Consider the following 23,424-nt stretch of genomic DNA (forward strand, 5'->3'; position numbering starts at 1 on the left):
GGACGATGAAGACCACCACCTTGCTCAAGCTCGCGGGTTCCTCGCTCGTGCTCGGCATTGTCGCCGTCGGCTGCACGGCCAATGGCGGCAAGCCTGCTTCGCTGTCTTCCATCACCCCGGGCCACAAGGACGCGAGACCGATCGATCGGGCCAGGGCCGACCGGCAGGCGGCAAAACTTGCCCGCAGCGTTTCCGACGCTCTCAAGGCGCATCGTCCCGACAAAGCCATTCCCGCGGCCGAGCAGATGGTGGGGCTCAGCCCGACCGATGCCAATTACCGCGCACTGCTCGGCCAGGCCTATCTGCTCGGGGGCCGCTTCCAATCTGCGGGGCAGAGCTTTCATGATGCCGTGACGCTGGATCCGGACAACGGCCGCGCCGCCCTGAGCCTCGCGCTTTCGCAGATCGCGGTGGGCCAGAATGACGGCGCGCTTGCCACGCTCGATCATTTCCGTAGCGTCATTCCGCAGGCCGATCTCGGCCTTGCGCTGGCGCTCGCCGGTGATCGGCAACAGGCCGTCAGCCTGCTCGAGGCCGCAGCCCATGCGCCGGATGCTGATGCCAAGACTCGCCAGAACCTCGCTCTGTCCTATGCGCTTTCCGGCCGCTGGACGGATGCTCGCGCGACGGCTGCGAAGGATGTCTCGCCTGCCGAGCTGGATTTGCGCATGATGAAATGGGCGAACTTCTCCAATCCCCGCGCGCCTTGGGATCAGGTGGCGATGCTGCTTAACGTGACGCCGCATGCTGATATGGGCCAGCCCGCGCGCCTGGCCCTGGCTCCTAGCGCGGTGCAGGCAGCGCTCGCTGCCGCCGAGCCGCAGGCACAGCCGGCGCCGGCAATCGAAGCTGCGCCCTTCGCCATGGCTGAGGTGGTTTCTGCGCCTGCTTCGACGCCCGAAGCGTCGCTGGTCAGCAGCGCTGCCGAAGACGCGCCGGTGCCGCCGCCCGCGCCGTCCTATGCCACGCGCGCTGCCGAAACCCGCCTGGCGTCCGCGCCGATGCGCACGCCGCTCAAGCCGGCTGCAAAGGTCGATGCATCCCTCACATCGGGCGGGGGCCAATATGTCGTGCAGCTCGGCGCCTATTCCAGCACGTCTCGGGTCGCCGTTGCCTGGAACAGGATAGCCGGCCGGATGCGGCTGGCCAGCAGCTACACCCCCGCGAGCACCACCTTCGCCAGCCGCTCGCTGACCGTGCATCGCCTGTCGATCGCCGGCTTCGAAAGCCGCGGTCAGGCCGTGGCGGTGTGCGAGAAGATCCGCGCATCGGGCGGCGACTGCTTCGTTCGCGCGAGCGCCGGTGATGCGCCGGTGCAATGGGTCTCGCGCGAGCAGACCCGGCTCGCGTCGCGCTGACCCGTCGGCGGAACTTTCATCGCAAATGCGTAAGAGCCAAGGCGGTCAGCCGAGCAGCTGGCCGCCCTTGATCGTTTTCAGCACCTTGCCCTGAACCGGCAGGCCATCGAACGGCGTGTTGCCGGCCGCGCCGGGCAGCGTATCCGCGTCGATCTTCCAGGGTGCTTCGGGATCCACCAGGATCACGTCCGCCTCGCCGCCGATCGCCAGCCCGCCGCCGGGCAAACCCAGCAGCCGCGCCGGATTGGCAGACAAAAGGGCGAACAGGCGAGGCAGGTCGATCACCCCGTCCCGCACGAGGCCGAGTGTCAGCGTGAGCAGCGTCGAGGCGCCGGCCATGCCCGGGGCCGCATCGGCGAAGGGCAGGCGCTTGGCTTCCGGGCCCTGCGGATCATGCGCGGAACACAGCACGTCCACAGTGCCATCCGCCACCGCAGCGATCGTCGCCAAACGATCGGCCTCGCTGCGCAGGGGCGGTGACAGCCGTGTGAAGGTGAGGAAGGGACCGACAGCGACATCCGAGAGGAAAAGATAGGCCGGACTGGTGCCACAGGTCACGCGCACGCCGCGCCGTTTGGCCGCGCGAACGAGGTCGAAGGACCGGGCGGTGCTGAGCTTGCGCAGGTGGAGCCGGGCGCCGGTCTCCTCGGCAAGAGCCAGGTCGCGAGCCACGGCCATGCTTTCGGCGATGGCGGGCGCGGCCGCCAGGCCCAGCCGTGTCGCGGTCTCGCCTTCGGTCATGACTGCTCCTGCCGCCAGGCCGCCATCCTCGGCATTGCTGATCACGAGCAGGTCGAGTGCGGAGGCATAGGAGAGCAGCCGGTACATCACCCCGGAATCCGCGATCCAGCCTCGACCGGTCGCCACTCCACAAGCCCCCGCAGCCTTCATCAGGCCTATCTCGGCGAGTTCGGCGCCGGCCAATCCGCGTGTCGCCGCTGCGATCGGATGAATCCAGACATTGGGCTTGCCGGCAGCCGCGGCGCGCTGCACGAGCGCGGAATCGTCGAGCGGCGGAGATTGGTCGGGCATCAGCGCGGCGCGGGTGATGCCGCCGGCCACGAAGGCCGGAATGTCGATGGCGAATATGCCCATGTCGATCAGGCCCGGCGCGATCAGCGCGCCGCGGGCATCGATCGTTTGGGCATCGACGGGAATGTCGAACGCGCCGACGGCCGCGATCTGGCGATTGGCGATCAGCAGGCCACCCGCGTCGATCCCTCCGGCCGGGTCGACCAGCCTGCCGTTCACGATGGCGAGCGGGTTCATGCCCAGCCCTCCACACCGCGCCGCGTTCGGGTCAGCACGTCGAGGCACGCCATGCGGACCGCCACGCCCATCTCCACCTGTTCGGTGATCGCCGAACGGTCGGGATCGTCTGCCACTACAGAGTCGATCTCCACGCCGCGATTCATCGGTCCCGGATGCATCACCAGCGCGTCAGGCGCGGCCTGCTTCAGCCGATCCGGGGTCAACCCGTAGAGCGCATGATATTCGCGCGGGGAGGGGACGTATCCGCCCGCCATCCGCTCGCGCTGCAGCCTCAGCATCATCACCACGTCCGCGCCCGCTATCCCTTCGTCGAAATCGGTGTGCACGCTCACGCCCATGCGATCGATCGCGGCGGGGATGAGGGTCGGGGGGCCAACGACACGCACTTGCGCGTTGAGCGCGGTGAGCGACAATATGTTCGAGCGGGCGACGCGACTGTGCAGCACGTCGCCGCAGATCGCGACCGTGAGCCCTTCGATCCGGCCCTTGCGGCGGCGGATGGTCAGCGCGTCGAGCAGGGCTTGGGTGGGGTGCTCATGCCGCCCGTCGCCGGCATTGAGCACCGGGCAATCGACCTTGTCGGCGATCAGATCGACCGCGCCCGACGCTTCGTGACGAATCACGATCACGTCGGCATGCATGGCGTTCAGCGTCACCGCGGTATCGATCAGCGTCTCGCCCTTCTTCACGCTCGATTGCGCGACGGCCATGTTGACCACATCGGCGCCCAGCCGCTTGCCGGCGATCTCGAACGACAGCAGCGTGCGGGTCGAATTTTCGAAGAAGGCATTAATCTGTGTGAGACCGGCCAGACGATGGTCGTGCCGGGCCTGAGCCGAGCCGCGATTGAGCGCGATCCACTGTTCCGCTTCATCGAGCAGGAACATAATCTCCCAGGGCTGCAGCCCCTGGATGCCGGTCAGATGGCGATGCGGGAACGGGTGCACGCCCTCGGGCGTGGCAGGGGGGCGGGGAGCTATGTCGGACATTAAAGCGTCCCCCTAAACGAAGCTTCGGCGGAAGGGAACAGCCTGCATGGCGAAGCCGCTCGCCCATGGCTAGGATAGAGCGCATCGAAGGAGAAATGCATGACCCTGTCCCCGTTGATGGCGATGGCGATGGCGATGGCGGATCCCGCGGCCGCGCCGGCGGATGCGGCCGGCCGCCTGCCATTCGCGCCCGTCCATTCCGAGATGCAGATCGCACTTGATACACAGGGCGGAGTAGCCTCGTGCAAGGTCGACGTGCAGGGAGCGGTGCCGCCTGATTTCACCGAGGGCGGCTGCGAGGCGTTTCAGCAGCCCGGCGTGCTCGATCTGCTGCTTGGCGGCGATCGGACGCAGCTCGCGGCGGCCTCGATCGTGATAGACATGGGGCCGGCTTCGATTCAGCCGCCCGCGGGCGCACCCGTTGCCGGCGTCAAGCTGTCCGGAATCACGGCGGATTACAGTGTCGCGCCCGACGGCACTTTGTCGGGCTGCAGTGTCACCAGCCGTGAGGGCGTCGCCATGACCGTCATCGATCTCTGTGCGATGGCATTCTCGTCCGGACAAGAGTTCGAGCCGGGAACCGGCGATCGGCGCGGCCGGATCAGCTTTTCGGTGATCGGGCGGATGCGGCCGGGCGCGGGCGCTTAGACGCGGTTCGGCTTGCGCAGCTCACCCTATCCCCGCCAGCGCGTCGATCGCACCTTGCAGGATATAGGCCGCCGCCATCTTGTCGACGAGTTCGTCACGCCGACGCCGGCTGGCATCGGCCTCCAGCAGCGCGCGCGTGACCGCCTGGGTGGACCAGCGTTCGTCCCAGAGCAGGATAGGCAGGGCGAGCGGCGCGCAGTTGCGCGCAAAGGCGCGTGTCGATTGCGTACGCGGTGAATCGCTGCCGTCCATGTTGAGCGGCAGGCCGATGACGATCCCCTGAACCAGCTGCCGTTCGCACAGCGTCCTGAGCGCGGCCAGATCCGCGGTGAACTTGGTGCGCCGGATCGTCTCGGCAGCGCTGGCGATGGTCCATTGCGCGTCGCACAGCGCGACGCCGATCGTCTTGGTGCCGACGTCCAGGCCAGCGAGGCGGCCTCCGCGCGGCAGGGCGGCACGGAATCGGGCGGCATCGGTCTCGATCATGGCGCGCAGATAGAGCATCGACGCGTGAAGGGCACCCGCTTTCGGCGGCGACGAAACCGCTGCAGCGTGGCCGGCCTTGTAGGGATCAGCGTTCCGCGACAAGGGCATGCGTACGCGCTTGTACGTCGGCGCGAACGTTCGCCCAAAACAGAGCATAGTCGAACATATGGTAATTGCCGCCCGGCATCACGAAGCCGGTGAAGCCGTCCGGTGCATCGCCGATCAGCAGCACGCCGGCCGGCGAACAGGCGGCGGGTACGGCGCCCGGTACCAGCACGCCACCCTCCTGGCTCGCGTTGGGCACGAGCGCGCCGAGATTGGCCGATCGGGGCGCCTTGGTATCCGGCGCGCCGGTCAGGGGGTTGGTGCATAGCATGTGCGTGCCCTTGCGGGGCTTTCCGGTGAAGCTGGGCGAGCCGTCGAATATCTCGCGCACCTGCGACGGATCGGCGGGGTTGGCGAAGCTCTGCCAGGAGAGGATGCAGCGCGCCTGGCCCGGAGCACGGCACGCTGCGAGCCCGAGTGCCGGCAGGTCTGCCTCGACCGAGACCGGCCAGCCGACGATATAGGCCGCGACTATGCGCTGCGCGACGGGGGTGCCGGCAATATGGCGGGCGAGCAGGCGCGTGAGCAGCAGCGAGCCCTGGCTGTGTCCGGCAAGGACGATCGGCTGTGCCGGCGGGATGGCAGCCAGAAAGGCAGCAAAGGCGCGTTCCACATCGCTATAGGCGAGTTCGATCGCCGCGTCGGCATCTCTGCTTTTGGTCAGCAGTGCGCCGAGTGTCGCCTGTCGGTAGAGCGGAGCCCAGACGGGACCTGCGCTGGTGAGCGCGCTTGCCTGGCTCATCGCGTATTGGCGCAGCAACCGCCTGCCATCGCGATCGCCGATCGGCATGTTCCAACTCGTGCGGCGGTAATAGACGGAGGGCGCGACATAGAAGATGGCGGCCTGTGGCGCGGCGGCATGCGATACGCCGGCGGGCAGCCAGCGCGACGGATCGGCGGCGAGGCCTGGCCGGGCAAGCCAGGCGGCCGGCTGGGCATAGTCTGGCGCCGGCTCCCTGGGCGGGGAATAAGCTGTGCCGGGGACGAGCGCGGCCCGCATGATCTGGGTCGGAAAGAGATTCCAGGCGAAGGCACTCGCGAGCGTCAGCATGATCAATCCTGCGATGACGTATAAAAAAATGCGTGCCGGCACGCGATGTCTCCGGTTGTGCGGCGCGGCATGGCCGGCCGCTCTGGCAAGCGCTTAGTCGCCAAGAATGGCCTTCGGTCAAGACGATGGAGGAGAAAGGTGTGGCCCAGCTTGGTTAACGGCTTGGGGCAATGCGGACCGGCGATTCGGTTAATGGCGCCCATCTCATCGAATCGCAGCAGGACCGAATTGGCAGCCCGGAATCATCGGGAAGCGTGTTCGAAAGAAATTGGCCGGCGGATCATATCCACCGGCCAATATCTGTTGATCTAAGCTGAAACGCCAGGAAACAGGCGCTTATCGTTCAACCCGTGACGCCGCCACCGCTGTGGCCACGGCCGAGGATATAATCCCAAATGCTCATGTTCCGATCCTCATAGACATAAGGCCGGCGCCGTAACGGACACCGTAACGGAACATTAACCATGGGCTATATGGTTAACAAGTGGTTTATCTATGCCGCTTTCGTAGGCTCCCGTTTGAGTAGCTGGCAAGCAAGGGTGCTGAACGGCATGGGCCGCGCGATATGGTAGCCCTGAATGAGATCGCAGCGGGCTGCGACGAGGATGCGCAACGCTTCCTCGTCCTCGACGCCCTCCGCCACCACGCGATGACCGAGCGAGTGTGCCAATTCTATCGTGGATTCAACCATTAGACGGTCGCCCGGATTGCGCGCCATGTTGCGCACGAAGGACTGATCGATCTTCAGTTCGTCGGCGGGAATGGTGCGCAGATATTCGAGGGTGGACCGTCCGGTGCCATAGTCGTCGATGGAGATGGCGATGCCTGCGGCACGCAGATCAGTGAGCACGGCTATGGCACGCCGGTTGTCGACAATTTTCTCCGTTTCGGTGATTTCGAGCGTCAACCTATGCGGCGGGATGCCGTACCGTCGAAGGAGCGACTGAACGCGGAGTACGAGATCGGACTCGGCGAGCAGCAGCGGCGAGAGATTGACCGATATGCTGAATGGATGACCCTGCTCATTCATCAGCCGGACGTCGGCCAGCGCGCGCTCGAGCACGAAGTAGGTGAGATTGCCGATGCGCCCGCCGCGCTCCGCTGCCGAAATGAAGTCGTTGGGGGCGATATTGCCTTTTTCGGGATGTGTCCAACGTACCAGCGCCTCGGCGCTCTCCAGTCGGCCTGACGCGATGGCAAGCTGGGGTTGGTACGCCACCCAGATTTGCCCCTCCGCGATCGCTTCGTCCAGTTGACCGAGCAGCGAGAGCCGCCAGGCCGCTTCCTCGCCCGGTGCGCCTTCATAGACGGTCCAGCGGTCACCCGCCTGATCGGCCTCGTCGGCGGCGAGCAAGGCGCTGGCCAGGCGGTTGGGCAGCGCGCGATCGGTGTTGATGTCGACGCCGAATACGACGCGCAGGTCGATCCGGCGATCCTCCACGATCGCGGGTGCGCGGCAGATGGCGTGCAAGGCTTCGAGATGGTCGGGCAGTTCGTCCAGCGTGCCTTCGTGGAACCACGCGAAGATACCTTCATCGCCCTGATAGATGCGCGACGCGGCATTGCCGAGCGAGAAGCGCTGCGTGATCTGCTCAGCCAATGCACGCGCCTCGCCGGGCGGGAGCGTGGCATGGATCTCCGCGAAATTGCGGATCCGGGCGACGACCAGCGCGGTCTGATCGCCGTCCTTGCTCTCCATCAGTGCGGTGAGGTTCGGCAGGCCGGATATGGCGTTGATCTTCGCCTGGCCGCGATAATATTCGCGATAGCTGCGCCAAGCCTCGCAGCCCAGGGCACAGAGCGCAAGCAGCAGGGCCGGCGCCACCGTCGTCCAGATCCGGTGCATGTCCAGCGCCAGCGGCGCGAGAAGCAGTGCGCCGATCGTCGCCGTCATCGCCGCAATCACATATCGCCGTCGCAGCCGCGTGAAGGATAGCAGCATCACCAGCGTGGCGAGCGCGAAAGGCACCATCCAGGAAATCTCGATCGGCCGCCCCGCCTGCAGCGTCTGCGCGCCGAGCACATGAATCAGTACGCCCGGCACCAGCCCGTAACCGCGCTGCAGCCAATTGTCGTTGAGTTGCTGAGACGTTGCACCGATCACGACGTCCTTGCCGGCGATCGCGCTGGCCGGCACGCTGCGATCGATGATCGCGGCCGCGCTGATCTCGGGTACGGATTGCGGATCGATCGCAAGATCGATCGGATAGCTGCCTTCGGTGGCCGGCGTATCGGAGATCGCCGCCGACAAAGAGGGAATGAGGCGCCCGCCGATATGCACGCCGAGCGGGAGGCGTTGCACCTGACCGCCGCTTGCATAGTCCCAGTCGATCGACGCAACGTCGGCATGGGGAGCGAAGCGCGGCAGAGGCAGCAGATCCGTGCGTTCGCCGTTCGCCGCATTGACGAGATAGCGGGCGGCAAGGGTGACGCGCGAGCCGGGCTGTTTCAGCGCTCGTTCCAGCGTGGCATCTTCCGCCGGCGTGGAGGGAGCGAAGAAGCCGACGTCGAAGAAGATGCGGCGCGCGTTCAGCCGCCGAAGGTCATCCACCAGCCTGGCATGGAGTTGACGCGACCAAGGCCAGCGGCCGAATTCGGCGAGGCTGCGGTCGTCGATCCCGACGATAACCACATTTTGCGGAGCGGGATGGCGACGCGCATATTCACGTCCGATCCGCAGCACGTCTTCGAGCGGGGAAGCTGCGCCGAGCATGCCGATCAGCGCACAGGACAGGAACATGATGAGCAGGATGCGCACGCGCCGGCTCAGCGGCTGCGCAGCTGTCCTCCTCAAAGCGGCACGGTTCCATCCCATCCTTGGCCATATGGAGTGGCAATGATTACGATATTGAAAATAAATGGGGCCACGACGTCCACAAAACGGCGCATGAGATATGGGGAATATAGCGATCGAGCACGATTGGAGCCCTGGCTGTGCCCGGCGCGATTAACGCCAGCTGTCGGGCTTCCGCCGCGCCTCACCCCGCCTTCTGAGGTGCGAAAGGGGGAGGGTGGGTTGATGCTGCGCCGCCCGGATGGTAGCGGCGCGCATCCCTTTCACCCTAGAAAGCCTTCATGTCCGTAGACGCCGCCACCGTACGCAAGATCGCGAACCTCGCGCGCATCGCCGTGAGCGATGCCGAGGCCGACGCGCTCGTGCCCGAGCTCAACACCATCCTGGGGTTCGTCGAACAACTGGGTGAGGTGGATACCAGCGGCGTCGCGCCGCTGAGCGCTGTCATTCCCAATCATCTGCGCATGCGCGAGGATGTGGTGACCGACGGCGGCATTCGCGATGCGGTGCTCGCCAACGCGCCGCAGGCCGAGCATGGCTTCTTCGCGGTGCCGAAGGTGATCGAATGATCAGCGCGCTTTCATCGGCCGGCAAGGCGTGGGCGCTCATCAGCACGAACCACGACGATCGAGTGGCGGGAGGCCAGCGTTGACCAATCTCACCGATCTCGGCGTCGCGGCGCTGCGTGACGGGTTCCGCAAGGGCGATTTCTCGGCGCGCGAGGTGGCGGACGCGTTCAACGCGGCGGTGGCCTCGGCCAAGGCGCTCAATGCCTTCATCGTCGACACGCCTGACCATGCGATCGCGGCGGCGGAAGCTGCCGATCGCGCGCGCGCCTCGGGCGAATTTGCGGCATTGTCGGGCGTGCCGCTCGGCATCAAGGATCTGTTCTGCACTGCCGGGGTGCAGACAACTGCGGCGAGCCACATCCTCGAAGGCTTTACGCCCACCTATGAATCGACCGTGACGGCCAAGCTGTTCGCCGCCGGGGCGGGCATGCTGGGCAAGCTCAACATGGATCAGTTCGCGATGGGCTCGTCAAACGAGACCAGCGCGTTCGGCAATGTGGTCTCCCCCTGGCGGCGCAGCGATGGCGGCAACGCGCCGCTGGCGCCCGGCGGCTCCTCGGGCGGCTCCTCGGCCGCGGTCGCGGCACGTATTGCGCCCGGCGCGACCGGCACCGACACTGGCGGCTCGATCCGCCAGCCGGCCGCCTTCACCGGCATCTCCGGCATCAAGCCGACTTATGGGCGCTGCTCGCGCTGGGGTATCGTCGCTTTCGCGTCGTCGCTCGACCAGGCCGGGCCGATGGCGCGCGACGTCAGGGATTGCGCGATCCTGCTCGAGGCGATGAGCGGCTTCGATCCGAAGGATTCCACCTCGCTCGACGTGTCGGTACCCCGCTGGGAAGCCGGTCTCTCAGGGGACCTCACGGGCAAGCGGATCGGTATTCCGAAGGAATATCGCGTCGAGGGCATGCCATCAGAGATCGAGGCGCTGTGGGACAAGGGCATTGCCTTCATGCGCGATGCCGGCGCGGAGATCGTCGAGGTCTCGCTTCCGCACACCCGCTACGCCCTGCCGGCCTATTATATTATCGCTCCGGCAGAGGCCTCGTCCAATCTCGCCCGATATGACGGAGTGCGCTACGGCTTGCGCGACCTGCCGGACGGCGGAAACCTCGCCGACATGTATTCCGCGACGCGCGCGGACGGCTTCGGCAAGGAGGTTCGCCGCCGCATCCTGATCGGCACCTATGTGCTCTCGGCCGGCTATTATGACGCTTATTACACCAAGGCCCAGCAGGTCCGGACGCTGATCGCCCGGGATTTCGAGCAGGCCTGGCAGAGTTGCGATCTGCTGCTGACGCCGACCGCCCCGTCCGCCGCCTTCGCGCTGGGTGAGAAGACCGCGGATCCGCTCGCCATGTATCTCAACGACGTGTTCACCGTGCCGGCCAGCTTGGCGGGCCTGCCCGCGATGTCGGTGCCGGCCGGGCTCGACGGGCAGGGGCTGCCGCTCGGCCTGCAGCTCATCGGACGTCCGCTCGACGAGCAGGGCGTGTTGAACGCTGGCCTGGCGATCGAGGAACGGGCCGGCTTCTCGGCGCGTCCCGGACAGTGGTGGTAAGCGTAGGCACACCCCGCAAGATCAGCCCCGCCATGTCGGATACGATCCGCTTCGCGCGGGTCGCGTGCATCATCCTGATGATGTTCACGCATGTCCGGCCTTATCCCGCCTTCTGGTACATGCCGCGCTTCGGCTGGTGGGATTATGGCTGGCACTGGGTCTACGCCTTCTTCTCGCTCTATGTGGGAAAGGCGTCGGTGCCGCTGCTCGGCCTGATCTCGGGCTGGCTGCTGGGCATGCAGTATAAGGCACCCTGGTGGAGCGTAGCCCGCAAGAAGGCGCGCACCATATTGCTGCCTTTGTTCATCTGGAACGCGGTGCTGCTTTTCGTGATGATGAGCCTGCCCTGGTTCGAGCCGACATGGCCGCGGCCGACGGACGCGATCGGCTGGTTCTATAAATTCTTCCCGCTACGCGATTATCCGACCAATTCGCCGCTTTACTTCATGCGGGATCTCTTCCTGTGCATGTTGCTGGCACCGGCGCTGCTGTGGCTCTTCGATCGCTGGGGCACACGCGCGATGATCGCGGTGTTCGCCGTCGTGCTGATCTTCGCGGCGATCGCGGATGAAGGGACGATCCTCACCCGGCCGGTGATCCTGCCGACGTTCGTCACCGGCCTCGTCCTCGCGCGCCGCGCGATCGATGTTCGCGCACCGCGCTTTTTCAATCATTGGGGCGCGCTCGCCGCGGGCACATGGCTGCTGATCGAGCTGCCGACGCTCGTGCCGGTCTACCGTCTCTATTTCACCTGGCTGCCGATTGCGGGCCACGTACCGGAAATCATCACCCGCTACGCGCTCGCCTATCTCCTCTGGTGGTGGGTCGCGCATGTCGCGCTGAAGCCCTTCGGCCGGCAGGTCGCACGGCTGGAACCATATATCTTCTTCATCTTCTGCACCCATCATATCGTCTATCTCGCGCTGGCGACCGAGTTTGACGGGCGCGGCGTGCGCAACGCGATCGCGCCGATCTATCCGCTTTATTTCTTCCTCCAGCCGCTGATCGCAGTGTGTGTCGGGTTCGCCTTCTACAAGCTGATGTCGCTGATCTCGCCGAGCCTGCTCGGCTGGGTCACCGGCGGGCGCGTGGCCGGGCGGGACAAGGCGCGCGCCGCGCATGCGCCCGCACCCGAGGGTGGTGCGGCGCTGAAGCGATCCTGATATAGGGCCCATCATGACCACAGAGACTGCAAGCAGCTATCGCATCCAGGGCGCCACCGGGGAATGGGAGGTCGTGATCGGCCTCGAGGTTCACGCTCAGATCACATCAAACGCCAAGCTCTTCTCCGGTGCTTCCACCGCGTTCGGCGCGGAGCCGAACACGCAAGTGAGCCTCGTCGATGCGGCGATGCCGGGCATGCTGCCGGTGCTGAACAAGGAATGCATCCGCCAGGCAGTGCGCACCGGTCTCGCGCTCGGGGCGGAGATCAACCGCGTCTCGCGCTTCGACCGCAAGAATTATTTTTATGCCGATCTGCCGCAGGGATATCAGATCAGTCAGCTCTATCATCCGCTGGTGGGCGAGGGCTCGATCCCGATCGAGCCGGATGCGAAGGATGGTCCTGGTGAGGCCAAGCTCGTCGGGGTGGAGCGCATCCATGTGGAGCAGGATGCCGGCAAGCTGATGCACGATCAGCACCCCACGCGCAGCTATGTCGATCTCAACCGGTCCGGCGTCGCGCTGATGGAGATCGTCTCTCGGCCGGACATGCGGTCTCCCGCAGAAGCCGGCGCCTATCTGCGCAAGCTGCGCTCGATCCTGCGTTATGTCGGCTCGTGCGACGGCAATATGGAGCAGGGCTCGATGCGGGCCGACGTCAACGTCTCGGTGCGCCGCCCGGGCGAGCCGTTCGGAACGCGGACCGAGACCAAGAATGTCAATTCCGTTCGCTTCGTCATGGCAGCGATCGAGCAGGAGGCGAACCGCCAGGTCGACGTGCTGGAGGCAGGCGGACGCGTAGTGCAGGAAACCCGCCTCTACGATCCGGATCGTGGCGAGGGGCGTTCGATGCGTTCCAAAGAGGACGCGCACGACTATCGTTACTTCCCCGATCCGGACCTGCTGCCTCTGGAGCTTTCCGAAGCGTTCATCGCCGAGTGCGAGGCGAGCCTTCCCGAGCTGCCGGACGACAAGCGCGCCCGTTATGAGGGGCCGCTCGGCCTGCCTGCCTACAATGCTGCCGTGATCACTGCGGATGTCGAGACCGCGCGCTGGTTCGAGGCGCTGCTCGACGCGACGGGCAAGCCGGAGACGATGGCCAAGGCCGCGTCGAACTGGCTGATCTCCGATCTGTTCGGCGCGCTCAACCGGCTCGGCAAGGGCATTGGCGAAAGCCCGGTCTCGCCTGCTCAGGGTGCTGAGCTTCTGAACCTGGTCGCGGACGGCACGCTATCCGGCACGCTCGCCAAGCAGGTGTTCGAGATCATGCTGGAGACCGGCGACGATCCCTCGAAGATCGTCGAGGAGCGGGGCCTCAAGCAGACCAGCGACACCGGCGCGATCGAGGCGATCATCGCCCAGGTGATGGAGGCCAATGCCGACAAGGTCGCCGAATATCGCGGCGGCAAGGACAAGCTGTTCGGCTTCTTCGTCGGCCAGACGATGAAGGCGATGGGCGGCAAGGCCAATCCCGCGGTGGTCAACGAACTCCTGAAGAAGGCGCTGGGCTGAGCCTCCGTCTGCTCGGGACGGTGATTTTCCGGCGATCATGCTGAGCTTGTCGAAGCATTGCCTTCTTCTTTCGGTTTACGAGCGGGAAGGAGTGCACTTCGGCGGACTCGGTACGAACGGAAGCAGGAGCATCGTCAGCCGCCGCGCAGTCCCGTAATGGTCGCCGCCGGCCCGATCTGCTCGACATCCGTCTTGAGATGCAGCAGGGCAATGCCGTCCTGCTGCATCGCGCGGTCGAGCGCGGGGGCAAAGTCCGCGGTTTCCTCCACCGTCTCCGCCCAGGCGCCATAGGCGCGGGCGAGGGCGGCGAAGTCCGGATTGACGAGGTCGGTGCCGGAAAGGCGACGCGGATAGCGACGTTCCTGGTGCATGCGGATCGTGCCGTAGCTGCCATTGTCGATCACCAGGATCAGCATGCGGCAGCCATAGCGGATTGCGGTCGACAACTCCTGACCGTTCATCATGAAATCGCCGTCGCCGGCCAGTGCGACGATCTGGCGATCCGGGAAGCGCAGCGCCGCGGCAACCGCGGCGGGCATGCCGTAGCCCATCGATCCGTTGGTCGGCGCGAGCTGGCTCACGAGACCCGTGTAGCGCCAGTAGCGATGCCACCAGCTGGAGAAATTTCCAGCGCCGTTGCAGAGGATGCTGTCGGCGGGCAGCCGCTCCCGCATCGCGGCGACACAGGGGCCGAGATCCAGCTTGGCCTCGCGCGGGGCGGGCGTCGACCAAGCCAGCCATTCGGCATGGGCTTCTGCGCCGAGCGCCGAAGGGGTGGCATCTGCGACCAGAGCGGCGGCCGCCGTCGCGAACTCCTCGACACCCGCGCAGAGCGCGAGATCGGCGCGATAGACACGCTGCAGTTCGTTCGGATCGGGATGGACATGGATCAGCGCCTGGCCGGAATGTTCCGGCGCGATCAGCTCGTAACCGTCGGTCGTCGCCTCGCCGAGCCGCGCGCCCACGGCAAGGATCAGATCTGCGTTCTTCACCCGTGCGACGAGCTTCGGGCTGGGACCATAACCGAGATTGCCGGCATAGGTGGGAGCATCGTTGGCAACCGCGTCCTGGCGGCGAAAGGCGCAGGCGACGGGCAATCCGATCCGCTCCGCAAAATCCGCGAACTGCCGTCCGGTCTCGGCTGTCCAGCCCGCGCCGCCCACGATGGCGATCGGATTGCGGGCGGCCCGGATGCGTGCCACGGCATCTTCCACCAACGCCGGATCGGCGGGCTGTATCGGCCGCTCGACCCGCGTCCGGTCGATCGCGGCGGCCGTATCGGTCAGCATGTCTTCGGGCAGCGCGAGCACCACCGGGCCGGGGCGGCCGGACATTGCCGTGGCATAGGCGCGCGCGACATATTCCGGGATACGCGCGGCATCGTCGATCCGCGCCGCCCATTTGGCGATCGGCGCGAACATCGCCGGGAAATCGATCTCCTGGAAGCCCTCGCGATCCCGGTCGCCACGGCCGACGTCGCCGATCAGCAGCAGCATCGGCGTCGAATCCTGATAGGCGACATGCACGCCCACAGTCGCATTGGTGGCGCCGGGGCCACGCGTCACGAAGGCGACGCCGGGGCGGCGGGTCATCGCGCCGTCGGCCTCCGCCATATAGCTGACGCCGCCTTCCTGACGGGCGACGATCAGGTCGATCTCGGGGGTGTCGTACAGCGCATCAAGCGCCGCCAGATAGGATTCCCCGGGGACGCAGAAGATGCGATCGCATCCCTGCGCAAGAAGCGCATCGATCAGGATGCGGCCGCCGCTGCGCGTGTTGCTCATCCTTTCGACATAGCCGACCGATTCGTTGCGCAAAAGACTCGTTCCGGCGCGTTCAAATACCCATCTATACCGAACGCCGCTGCAGCGGATTTGACGTCGGCTCGGGCAACGCTAAGGATTCCACATAGATAGGCAAGAAGGTCGCACTGGGAATGAAGCAATCAGCGCATCCGCCGCTGTATGCCATGCGGATTCCGGCAGGTCCGGAAAAGGGGAAGACCTTGCACCGCAAACGCTCCCTGTTGACGGTTGGCGTCCTGATGATCGCGGGCCTTGCCGGGCTCGGCTGCGCGACGATGCGCAGCGGCGAGGCGAAGGTAGCGGGTTTCGCCTTTCCGCTGAGCCCAGCTCAGCGGCTCGTGCCGCAGGGGGGCACCTGGCCGAAGGACGGCAAGGGCATCGATTATGCTCGCCTCGACGAAAGGTTGCAGCGCCTCGTCGGCCAGGGTGACATGACCGGCCTCGCCGTCGGCATCGTCCAGAACGGCGAATTGAGTTTCGTCAAAGGCTATGGTGAGACCGATCGGGTCCACGGCCAGCCGGTGACCGAGAACACCGTCTTCCGGTGGGCATCACTCTCGAAAGGCGTTGCGGCGACGCTGATAGCGAAGCTGGCTGACGAGAAGAAGCTCTCGTTGAACGATCCGATCGCGCGCTGGGCGCCGTCCCTGCATCTGCCCAGGCAGGCGGAGCAGCGCGCGACCGTGCTGGAGCTGTTGTCCCAGCGGCTCGGCATCGCGCGCAACGCCTATGACGGCGAACTGGAAGGCGGTGCCGATCCTCGCATCATCCGCGCCAAGCTTGCCTCGCTGGATCTTCTCTGCCAGCCGGGCCAATGCTTCAGCTACCAGAATGTCGCCTTCGACGCGGCGGGAGAGATTGCCGAGCGCGCGACCGGAAAGCGCTATGCCGATCTGGTCGAGCAGCAGCTCTTCCGACCGTTGGGAATGATGTCGGCGAGCCTTACCCGCCAAGGGCTCGAAAGTGCGCCCAGCTGGGCGCGCCCTACGCGCGGCGGCCATTCTTTCGCGGTCAACGACGCCTATTACCGCATCCCGGCGGCCGGCGGCGTGAACAGCTCGATCGTCGATCTGGCGTTGTGGATGCGTGCGCAGATGGGCGAGGCGGATCAGATCATACCGCAGCGCGTGCTCGATACCGTTCACAGCCCGCACATCGCCACAAGGCGGATGACCAACTATGATCGCGCGATGACCGACGCATCCTATGCGCTCGGCTGGCGCGATTATAACTATGACGGCCATCGTCTGATCGGCCATCGCGGTGCGGTGAACGGTTATCGCTCGCTGATCCTGTTCGATCCTGCGCTCAAGACCGGTGTGGTCGCGCTATGGAATTCGGAAAGCAACCGGCCGGTCGGGCTGCAGCTCGAAATGTTCGACATGCTCTATCACCGGCCTGCGCATGATTGGCTGCAGATCGATAGCCGCATCGGCGGGGGAATCCGCCGCACCCGTTAAGGTGCGTGCACAGGATGCCCCCGGGGCAAGGGCTCAGCGGAAGTTGAGCTCTACCGTGATGCCGTTGGGATCGCTCACGAACAGCTGGCGCAGGCCAATGCTCTCGACATTGTTGCTCGTGTAGCTGAGGTCGAGCGTCTGCAGCCTGTTTTCCATCCCGTCATAATCGCTGCATTCGAAGGCGATATGATCGATGGCGCCGCTGCCCTTCAGCATCGAAGGGTCGAAGTCGCCATCCTGGCCGCCGCGCATGCCGCGAATGGCCGCGATCGATCCCGCCGGGTCGTCTGGATCGATCGCCACCAGATGGATCACGGGGCGATCGGTCGAATCGTGGAGCCAGGCCCCTTGGCCGGACGAGCCGGGGAAGAAGCTCGGCTTAAGTTCCAGCACATCCGAATAGAAACCGATCGTCGCATCGAGGTTCAGCGTCCGGATGTTGCAATGATCCAGTCTCGTCACGAACCCTCTCCCGCATCTGCCTGTTTTCGGCTTTGCATCATAGCAACCAGCCGCCGCCATGCGAAGCGCGATCGGTTATTCTTCCCGGCCCTTTGACAAATCCGGCGCAACGAATAGATCGGCGGTGCCATGACACAGCCCCGCACCCTGTACGACAAGATCTGGGACGCCCACGTCGTCGAGAAGCGCGATGACGGGACCTGCCTGATCTATATCGATCGCCACCTGGTCCACGAAGTCACCAGCCCGCAGGCCTTCGAGGGTTTGCGCGCAGCCGGACGCAAGGTTCGGCGGCCCGATCTCACCCTTGCGGTGCCGGATCATAACCTGCCGACCACGGCGCGGCTCGATGCAGCCGGGCATCGTTTGCCGATCGCGGATCCGGAAAGCGCGCAGCAGCTCGCCGCGCTGGAAGCGAATGCGCCAGCATTCGGCATCCGCTATATCGATGCGGTGGCGCCTGAGCAGGGCATCGTTCATGTCGTCGGGCCGGAACAGGGATTCACCCTGCCGGGCACGACCCTGGTCTGCGGCGACAGCCATACCGCGGCGCACGGCGCGCTCGGCGCGCTGGCCTTCGGCATCGGCACGTCCGAGGTCGAGCATGTGCTGGCCACGCAGACTCTTCTGCTCAAGCAGTCCAAGACCATGGAAGTCCGCGTCGATGGCACGCTGGGCTTCGGCGTCGGCCCGAAAGACGTTATCCTCGCCATCATCGGCAAGATCGGTGCTGCGGGCGGCACCGGCTATGTGATCGAATATACCGGCTCGGTGATCCGGGACATGTCGATCGAAGGGCGCCTTACCGTCTCCAACATGGCAATCGAGGGCGGCGCACGCTCCGGCCTGATCGCGCCCGACGAGAAGACCTTCGCCTATCTCAACGGGCGGCCGATGGCACCGTCCGGCGAGGCGTGGGAGAAGGCGCTGGCCTGGTGGAAGACGCTGCCGACCGATGCGCAGGCTGTCTATGACCGCGTCGTCACGCTCGATGCGACAGATATCTCGCCGAGCCTCACCTGGGGCACCAGCCCAGAGGACGTCGTGCCGATCACCGGTGTGGTGCCGGATCCGGAGAGCTTCGCCGATCCCTCCAAGCAGGCCGCGGCGCGCAAGTCGCTGGACTATATGGGCCTCACCCCCGGCACGCGGATGCAGGACGTGGAGGTGCAAAACATCTTCATCGGCAGCTGCACCAACAGCCGCATCGAGGATCTGCGTCAGGCCGCGGCGATCGCCAGGGGACGCCATGTCGCCGGCAATGTCCGCCAGGCGCTGGTCGTGCCGGGCTCGGGGCTGGTGAAGCGTCAGGCCGAGGCCGAGGGGCTGGACCGTATCTTCATCGAGGCCGGCTTCGAGTGGCGCGAGCCTGGCTGCTCGATGTGCCTCGCGATGAACCCGGACAAGGTGCCGGCCGGCGAGCGCTGCGCCTCCACCTCCAACCGCAACTTCGTCGGCCGCCAGGGGCCGGGCGCGCGCACCCACCTGGTCTCGCCCGCCATGGCGGCGGCGGCAGCGGTGACCGGCCGGCTGACCGACGTGCGCGACCTGTTGGGAGAAGCGGCATGACCCCGGTGACCAGCGTCGAGGGCAAGGCCTATCCGTTCGGCCGCAAGAATGTGGATACGGACGTCATCATCCCTGCTCATTATCTGAAGACGATCACCCGCGCGGGCCTCGGCAGGGGCGCGTTCGAGACGGTGCGGGCCGAGCCGGGCAACGTCTTCGAGGATCCGGCCTATGCCGGCGCGCCGATCCTGATCGCGGGCGACAATTTCGGCTGCGGCTCCAGCCGCGAGCATGCCGCCTGGGCGCTCGGCGACATGGGCGTAAAGGCGGTGATCGCGCCGAGCTATTCGGACATCTTCTCGGGCAATGCCTTCAAGAACGGCATCGTTGCCGTAGTGCTGCCACAGGAAGCGATCGACCGTCTGCTCGAAGTGGCCAAGGACAATCCGATCACGGTCGATCTGGAAAGCATGTCGGTGACGACGCCCTTCCAGGATCGCTTTTCCTTCGAGATGGATCCGTTCCGCCGCGATTGCCTGATCAACGGGCTTGACGAAATCGGCCTCACCATGGCGCGTGAGGAGAAGATCGGCGCCTATGAAGCGGTGATGGCCGCGGAACGCGCCTGGCTTTGAACGCGATCGGCATTCCCGTTGCGAGTCGGCTCTGTGCCGCCTATCTGGATTGTGGATCGATTTTCCTTAGGGGATTTGAATGACGACGTTCGACGACCGCGAACGAGCCTTCGAAAACAAGTTCGTGCACGATCAGGAGATGGCGTTCCGTATCACTGCGCGGCGCAATCGGCTGATCGGACAGTGGGCAGCCGAACTCATGGGCCTGACCCCCGAGGAGACGGAGGCCTATGCCAAGTCGGTGGTCCAGGCCGAGTTCGAAGAGGCGGGCGACGAGGATGTGATCCGCAAGCTGCTCGGCGACCTGGTCTCCGCCAATGTCGATGTGGACGATGCGCGCATCCGCACGACGCTGGCCGACCTTGAGGTCGAGGCACGTCGGCAGCTCATCCGGGCGCAGTAAGGAAGACGCCGATGCCGATGACGGCAGAGGAGATCGAATCGATGATCCGGGCGGGAATCCCGGACGCGCATGTCGAGATCACCGATCTGGCCGGCGACGGCGATCATTATGCCGCGCGCGTGGTGAGCGAGAGCTTTCGCGGCTTGCCGCGCATCCGCCAGCACCAGCGTGTCTATGAAGCGCTGGGCGGTCGCATGGGCGGCGTGCTCCATGCCTTGCAACTGACCACGGCAACCCCCAGCTAAGCCTCACGCTTTTTTGCAGGAATGATGATCATGACCGACGACGCGCTGGCCCGGATCGATGCGGCCGTGAAATCCAACGACGTTCTCCTCTTTATGAAGGGAACGCCGCTCTTTCCCCAGTGCGGCTTTTCGAGTCGCGCCGTTGCCATACTCGATCATCTCGGCGTCGAATATGCGACGGTCGACGTGCTGCAGGACCAGGGCGTGCGGCAGGGCATCAAAGCCTATTCGGATTGGCCCACCATTCCGCAGCTATATGTGAAGGGCGAGTTCATCGGCGGGTCGGACATTATGATGGAGATGTATGAGGCTGGGGAACTGGCGACGCTCTTCGATCAGGCCGGTATCTCCAAGGCGGCCTGAATTCCCGCTCGACCGCTCTCCTTTGGGGGGGGGGGCTTCCGATCTTTCGAACCAGCGCTGCAGGCTGCGGCGCTGGTTTTTTGTTGAGCGCTTCCGGCGCTCGACGCGAGCGCTTTCATGCCCATGCTGCCAAGTGGTTTCAATCGATGGGTTTCATGGCGGTTGGGGGGGCGGGCGGACATACCAAATGGATGCCCGCCCGATGTTCTGAAGTGGAACCTTGGAACGCCGCCCTATAAGCAGCTATCGTGCCAAATCCCCGCCGCCGCGCGAAAGCTGGGCTGTTCTGGATAGAGAACGATTAACTAAGGCGTAGAGTGTCAAATATCCCGACACAGCCTGCGGTGCCGTGCGACGCCCTTCACATCGCGCCACGGCAATGCCACATGGCAATGCATGAGCGAACAGCAGACAGGTCGCGCGCAGGTGCTGCACCCGTTGGTGCGGCGGGTGCTGGCGCCCAATCCATCGGCTTTCACCTTCACTGGCACGCAGACCTACGTCGTCGGCCAGAGCGAGGTGGCGGTGATCGATCCTGGGCCGGCCGACCCGGCGCATGTCGAGGCGATCCTGGCCGCCACCCGCGGGGAGACGGTCACGCACATCCTGTGCACGCATACCCATCATGATCACAGCCCGTCCTCGCGCCCGCTGAAGGCTGCGACCGGCGCGCAGATCACGGGTTGCGCACCGCTGGCGCTGTCAGATGACGGGCCTCGCGCCGACGCGTCGTTCGATGCCGCTTATGTGCCCGATCGCATCCTCGGCGCGGGCGAGAATATTTCCGGCCCGGGATGGAGGTTGCAGGCTGTCGCGACGCCGGGCCATACCTCCAACCATCTCTGCTTCGCGCTGCCGGAGGCGGGCGCCTTGTTCACGGGCGATCATGTCATGGGTTGGTCGACCACCGTCGTCTCGCCTCCGGATGGCGACATGGCGGCCTATATGGCCAGCCTGGACTTGCTGCTCGATCGTGAGGACTCCGTCTATTATCCCGCCCATGGCGAGCCGGTGAAAAATCCGCGACGCTATGTCCGCGGCCTGCTCGGTCATCGCAAGCAGCGCGAGAGCCAGATCCTGCGGCTGCTCGGCCGCGGCGAGCATGATATTCCGGGGATGGTCGCGCAAATGTATGTCGGCGTCGATCCAAAGCTGCACGCTGCCGCCGGCCGTTCGGTGCTGGCGCATCTCATCGATCTCAATGCGCGCGGCCTCGTCGCGCGGGAAGGGGAGGGATGGCGGCTGGCGGCGTGACGCGGCGGGCCCTCGTCATATTGGTTGCAGCGGCGCTGATCGGCGGTGGCCTCTATTTCGGCCTGCGCGCCGCTGCTGACCGCTTCTGGCGTGGGCCCGATCCGGAGGTGATCGCAAGCGGCAGCCTGGAAGGGTTGCGGCAGCAGAACCGGCTGTCGGCGCTCGTCGCCAATTATGTTGCCGTCGTCACCACCACACAGCATCGCTTCGGCCTCAGCGCGGAGCGTACGCTGATCATGCCGGGCCTTGTCCGCTACGAGGTCGATCTCGGCAAGCTGGAGGCGAAGGATGTCCGCTGGGATGCGGCGGAGAAGCGGCTCGACGTCACCTTGCCGCCGATCGAGGTGGTCGGTCCCCAGGTCGATCTCACCAAGGTGCGCCAATATGATGGCGGCGGCCTGTTGCTGCGCTTCACCGATACCGGTGCCGTGCTGGATGCCGCCAACCGCAAGGCGGGCCAGACCGAATTGCTGCGGCAAGCGCAGGAGCCGGTGCCCATGACCCTCGCCCGCGATGCCACCCGGCGCGCGGTCGAGCGCAGTTTCGCGCTGCCGCTGCGCGCCGCTGGGCTGGATGCCACCGTGCGTGTCCGTTTTCCGGGGGAGGCGTTCCGCGATCCCGATGCGGAGCAGGTCCAGCGCTCCCGTTCTCCCGGACAGGTAATGAGCAACAGCTTCTGATCCGCGCCTATGCGCGAACCCTTCGACAAACCGGTTCGGCGTCCCTATCTAGGCGCGCATCGAGGAAGAGGAGCCGTTTCGGCGATGAATGCCCCTGTGAAGAGCCTGACAGGACTGGACCTGCGGACGGAGATCGATCGGTTGCGCAAGGAGCGCAACGCCGTGATCCTGGCCCATTATTATCAGGAGCCGGAAATCCAGGACCTCGCCGATTTCGTCGGCGACAGCCTGGATCTGTCGCGCAAGGCAGCGGCGACCGATGCGGACGTGATCGCCTTTTGCGGCGTGCGCTTCATGGCCGAGGTTGCCAAGATCCTCTCGCCGGAAAAGACCGTGATCCTCCCCGACATGGCCGCCGGCTGCAGCCTGGAAGACAGCTGCCCGCCCGAGCAGTTCGCCAAATTCCGTGCGGCCCATCCGGACCATATCGCGATCACCTACATCAACTGCTCGGCAGCGGTGAAGGCGCATAGCGACATCATCGTCACCTCCTCCTCGGCCGAGCAGATCCTGGCCCAGCTTCCCATGGACCAGAAGATCATCTTCGCGCCGGACAAGAATCTGGGCGCCTATTTCAATCGCAAGACCGGCCGTGACATGCTGCTGTGGCCGGGCGCCTGCATCGTGCATGAGGCCTTCAGCGAGACCGAACTCCTGAAGCTCAAGGCGCAATATCCGGGCGCGCCGGTCGCCGCGCATCCCGAATGCCCGGCCTTCATCCTCGATCATGCCGATCAGGTCGGCTCGACCCGCGCCATCCTGGAATTCGCGCTGGCGAGCCCGGCCGAGACGATCATCGTCGCCACCGAGCCGCATATCATCCACCAGATGGAGAAGGCGGCGCCGCACAAGCACTTCATTGGCGCGCCTGGCGCGGACGGCAATTGCAACTGCAATATGTGCCCGTACATGGCGCTCAACACGATGGAGAAGCTCTACATAGCGCTGCGCGATCTCGAGCCCCGCATCGAACTGGACGAGGGACTGCGCGCTGCGGCCAAGCGTCCACTCGATCGGATGCTGGAAATGGCGGCTGGCACCGTCGGCAAGGGTGATGTCGGTAAGACCAAAGTGACGGGCGACTGAGTTGCGTTTGCCTGGG

Annotated in this window: 22 protein-coding genes; 15 read left to right on the top strand and 7 right to left on the bottom strand. The window is 65.4% G+C overall.

Going from position 1 to position 23,424, the window contains the following annotated elements:
• Window positions 1-5 precede the first annotated feature (5 nt).
• A complete protein-coding gene (locus tag GQY20_RS12710; RefSeq protein ID WP_157217475.1) occupies window positions 6-1,358 on the top strand; it encodes an SPOR domain-containing protein in 1,353 nt (450 codons plus the stop codon).
• Between the two features lie 45 nt (window positions 1,359-1,403).
• Here GQY20_RS12710 and GQY20_RS12715 read toward each other — a convergent pair whose 3' ends face one another.
• Window positions 1,404-2,627 carry a dihydroorotase gene (locus GQY20_RS12715; RefSeq protein WP_157217476.1) on the bottom strand — a complete coding sequence of 408 codons (1,224 nt, stop codon included), beginning with the start codon at window positions 2,625-2,627 and terminating at the stop codon, window positions 1,404-1,406.
• Window positions 2,624-3,619, bottom strand: a complete 996-nt coding sequence (locus GQY20_RS12720; protein WP_157217477.1) for an aspartate carbamoyltransferase catalytic subunit — start codon at window positions 3,617-3,619, stop codon at window positions 2,624-2,626. The genes GQY20_RS12715 and GQY20_RS12720 overlap by 4 nt, the downstream gene beginning before the upstream one ends.
• A gap of 99 nt (window positions 3,620-3,718) precedes the next feature.
• Here GQY20_RS12720 and GQY20_RS12725 point away from each other — a divergent pair, with 99 nt between their 5' ends.
• Entirely contained in the window at window positions 3,719-4,267 is a 549-nt protein-coding gene (locus tag GQY20_RS12725; RefSeq protein WP_157217478.1) for a hypothetical protein, read from the top strand.
• 21 nt (window positions 4,268-4,288) lie between these two features.
• On the opposite strand, the gene ruvX is transcribed toward GQY20_RS12725, so the two are convergent.
• From ruvX to GQY20_RS12740, 3 genes are all read right to left on the bottom strand, one after another.
• The gene (gene ruvX, locus GQY20_RS12730) at window positions 4,289-4,753 is read right to left on the bottom strand and encodes a Holliday junction resolvase RuvX (protein ID WP_157217836.1); all 465 of its coding nucleotides are present in this window, start codon (window positions 4,751-4,753) and stop codon (window positions 4,289-4,291) included.
• A gap of 85 nt (window positions 4,754-4,838) precedes the next feature.
• Window positions 4,839-5,909, bottom strand: a complete 1,071-nt coding sequence (locus GQY20_RS12735; protein WP_198350944.1) for a DUF3089 domain-containing protein — start codon at window positions 5,907-5,909, stop codon at window positions 4,839-4,841.
• Window positions 5,910-6,402: 493 nt separating this feature from the next.
• On the bottom strand, window positions 6,403-8,667 hold the full coding sequence (locus GQY20_RS12740) for a putative bifunctional diguanylate cyclase/phosphodiesterase (RefSeq protein ID WP_198350945.1): 2,265 nt from the start codon (window positions 8,665-8,667) through the stop codon (window positions 6,403-6,405).
• Window positions 8,668-8,984: 317 nt separating this feature from the next.
• Between GQY20_RS12740 and gatC the strand changes: the two genes are divergently transcribed.
• From gatC to gatB, 4 genes are all read left to right on the top strand, one after another.
• Window positions 8,985-9,272, top strand: coding sequence for an Asp-tRNA(Asn)/Glu-tRNA(Gln) amidotransferase subunit GatC (gene gatC / locus GQY20_RS12745; RefSeq protein WP_157217481.1), 288 nt, complete (start codon window positions 8,985-8,987; stop codon window positions 9,270-9,272).
• Window positions 9,273-9,351: 79 nt separating this feature from the next.
• Window positions 9,352-10,833, top strand: coding sequence for an Asp-tRNA(Asn)/Glu-tRNA(Gln) amidotransferase subunit GatA (gene gatA, locus GQY20_RS12750; protein ID WP_157217482.1), 1,482 nt, complete (start codon window positions 9,352-9,354; stop codon window positions 10,831-10,833).
• A 32-nt stretch (window positions 10,834-10,865) separates the two neighbouring features.
• Window positions 10,866-11,996: an acyltransferase family protein gene (locus GQY20_RS12755; RefSeq protein WP_157217483.1), complete on the top strand. Its 1,131-nt coding sequence runs from the start codon at window positions 10,866-10,868 to the stop codon at window positions 11,994-11,996.
• Window positions 11,997-12,009: 13 nt separating this feature from the next.
• Window positions 12,010-13,506, top strand: a complete 1,497-nt coding sequence (gatB, locus tag GQY20_RS12760; RefSeq protein ID WP_157217484.1) for an Asp-tRNA(Asn)/Glu-tRNA(Gln) amidotransferase subunit GatB — start codon at window positions 12,010-12,012, stop codon at window positions 13,504-13,506.
• A gap of 134 nt (window positions 13,507-13,640) precedes the next feature.
• Here the strand turns inward: gatB and GQY20_RS12765 are convergent, their stop codons facing one another.
• Window positions 13,641-15,290, bottom strand: coding sequence for a thiamine pyrophosphate-binding protein (locus GQY20_RS12765; RefSeq protein WP_157217837.1), 1,650 nt, complete (start codon window positions 15,288-15,290; stop codon window positions 13,641-13,643).
• Between the two features lie 221 nt (window positions 15,291-15,511).
• Between GQY20_RS12765 and GQY20_RS12770 the strand changes: the two genes are divergently transcribed.
• Window positions 15,512-16,771 (top strand): serine hydrolase domain-containing protein, encoded by a 1,260-nt coding sequence (locus tag GQY20_RS12770; protein WP_157217485.1) that lies wholly within the window; start codon window positions 15,512-15,514, stop codon window positions 16,769-16,771.
• 33 nt (window positions 16,772-16,804) lie between these two features.
• Here GQY20_RS12770 and GQY20_RS12775 read toward each other — a convergent pair whose 3' ends face one another.
• On the bottom strand, window positions 16,805-17,233 hold the full coding sequence (locus GQY20_RS12775) for a VOC family protein (protein ID WP_157217486.1): 429 nt from the start codon (window positions 17,231-17,233) through the stop codon (window positions 16,805-16,807).
• A gap of 129 nt (window positions 17,234-17,362) precedes the next feature.
• On the opposite strand from GQY20_RS12775, the gene leuC reads away from it, so the two are divergent.
• The 8 genes from leuC to nadA all read left to right on the top strand — a co-directional run bounded on the left by leuC (window position 17,363) and on the right by nadA (window position 23,408).
• Entirely contained in the window at window positions 17,363-18,802 is a 1,440-nt protein-coding gene (leuC, locus tag GQY20_RS12780; protein ID WP_157217487.1) for a 3-isopropylmalate dehydratase large subunit, read from the top strand.
• Window positions 18,799-19,377 carry a 3-isopropylmalate dehydratase small subunit gene (gene leuD, locus GQY20_RS12785; protein WP_157217488.1) on the top strand — a complete coding sequence of 193 codons (579 nt, stop codon included), beginning with the start codon at window positions 18,799-18,801 and terminating at the stop codon, window positions 19,375-19,377. Before leuC ends, leuD begins: the two co-directional genes overlap by 4 nt.
• Window positions 19,378-19,456: 79 nt before the next feature.
• Window positions 19,457-19,780: a DUF1476 domain-containing protein gene (locus tag GQY20_RS12790; protein WP_157217489.1), complete on the top strand. Its 324-nt coding sequence runs from the start codon at window positions 19,457-19,459 to the stop codon at window positions 19,778-19,780.
• Between the two features lie 11 nt (window positions 19,781-19,791).
• Window positions 19,792-20,025 (top strand): BolA family protein, encoded by a 234-nt coding sequence (locus GQY20_RS12795; RefSeq protein ID WP_157217490.1) that lies wholly within the window; start codon window positions 19,792-19,794, stop codon window positions 20,023-20,025.
• Window positions 20,026-20,055: 30 nt separating this feature from the next.
• Window positions 20,056-20,388 (top strand): Grx4 family monothiol glutaredoxin, encoded by a 333-nt coding sequence (gene grxD, locus GQY20_RS12800; RefSeq protein ID WP_157217491.1) that lies wholly within the window; start codon window positions 20,056-20,058, stop codon window positions 20,386-20,388.
• 396 nt (window positions 20,389-20,784) lie between these two features.
• Window positions 20,785-21,642: an MBL fold metallo-hydrolase gene (locus GQY20_RS12805; protein WP_157217492.1), complete on the top strand. Its 858-nt coding sequence runs from the start codon at window positions 20,785-20,787 to the stop codon at window positions 21,640-21,642.
• Complete coding sequence (locus GQY20_RS12810) at window positions 21,624-22,322, top strand: DUF4230 domain-containing protein (protein WP_157217493.1); 699 nt, start codon at window positions 21,624-21,626, stop codon at window positions 22,320-22,322. The genes GQY20_RS12805 and GQY20_RS12810 overlap by 19 nt, the downstream gene beginning before the upstream one ends.
• Window positions 22,323-22,406: 84 nt before the next feature.
• Complete coding sequence (gene nadA, locus GQY20_RS12815) at window positions 22,407-23,408, top strand: quinolinate synthase NadA (protein WP_157217494.1); 1,002 nt, start codon at window positions 22,407-22,409, stop codon at window positions 23,406-23,408.
• Window positions 23,409-23,424 lie beyond the last annotated feature (16 nt).

Source organism: Flavisphingomonas formosensis (assembly GCF_009755815.1).
GTDB classification, from domain to species: domain Bacteria; phylum Pseudomonadota; class Alphaproteobacteria; order Sphingomonadales; family Sphingomonadaceae; genus Flavisphingomonas; species Flavisphingomonas formosensis.

Coding starts and splice junctions, on each gene's coding strand:
- grxD (WP_157217491.1), top strand. CDS start 20,056: ATGACCGACGACGCGCTGGCCCGGATCGATGCGGCCGTGAAATCCAAC.
- GQY20_RS12710 (WP_157217475.1), top strand. CDS start 6: ATGAAGACCACCACCTTGCTCAAGCTCGCGGGTTCCTCGCTCGTGCTC.
- gatC (WP_157217481.1), top strand. CDS start 8,985: ATGTCCGTAGACGCCGCCACCGTACGCAAGATCGCGAACCTCGCGCGC.
- GQY20_RS12725 (WP_157217478.1), top strand. CDS start 3,719: ATGACCCTGTCCCCGTTGATGGCGATGGCGATGGCGATGGCGGATCCC.
- ruvX (WP_157217836.1), bottom strand. CDS start 4,753: ATGATCGAGACCGATGCCGCCCGATTCCGTGCCGCCCTGCCGCGCGGA.
- GQY20_RS12765 (WP_157217837.1), bottom strand. CDS start 15,290: ATGAGCAACACGCGCAGCGGCGGCCGCATCCTGATCGATGCGCTTCTT.
- GQY20_RS12735 (WP_198350944.1), bottom strand. CDS start 5,909: ATGCTGACGCTCGCGAGTGCCTTCGCCTGGAATCTCTTTCCGACCCAG.
- GQY20_RS12720 (WP_157217477.1), bottom strand. CDS start 3,619: ATGTCCGACATAGCTCCCCGCCCCCCTGCCACGCCCGAGGGCGTGCAC.
- leuC (WP_157217487.1), top strand. CDS start 17,363: ATGACACAGCCCCGCACCCTGTACGACAAGATCTGGGACGCCCACGTC.
- GQY20_RS12810 (WP_157217493.1), top strand. CDS start 21,624: ATGGCGGCTGGCGGCGTGACGCGGCGGGCCCTCGTCATATTGGTTGCA.
- GQY20_RS12755 (WP_157217483.1), top strand. CDS start 10,866: ATGTCGGATACGATCCGCTTCGCGCGGGTCGCGTGCATCATCCTGATG.
- GQY20_RS12790 (WP_157217489.1), top strand. CDS start 19,457: ATGACGACGTTCGACGACCGCGAACGAGCCTTCGAAAACAAGTTCGTG.
- GQY20_RS12805 (WP_157217492.1), top strand. CDS start 20,785: ATGAGCGAACAGCAGACAGGTCGCGCGCAGGTGCTGCACCCGTTGGTG.
- leuD (WP_157217488.1), top strand. CDS start 18,799: ATGACCCCGGTGACCAGCGTCGAGGGCAAGGCCTATCCGTTCGGCCGC.
- GQY20_RS12715 (WP_157217476.1), bottom strand. CDS start 2,627: ATGAACCCGCTCGCCATCGTGAACGGCAGGCTGGTCGACCCGGCCGGA.
- GQY20_RS12795 (WP_157217490.1), top strand. CDS start 19,792: ATGCCGATGACGGCAGAGGAGATCGAATCGATGATCCGGGCGGGAATC.
- gatB (WP_157217484.1), top strand. CDS start 12,010: ATGACCACAGAGACTGCAAGCAGCTATCGCATCCAGGGCGCCACCGGG.
- nadA (WP_157217494.1), top strand. CDS start 22,407: ATGAATGCCCCTGTGAAGAGCCTGACAGGACTGGACCTGCGGACGGAG.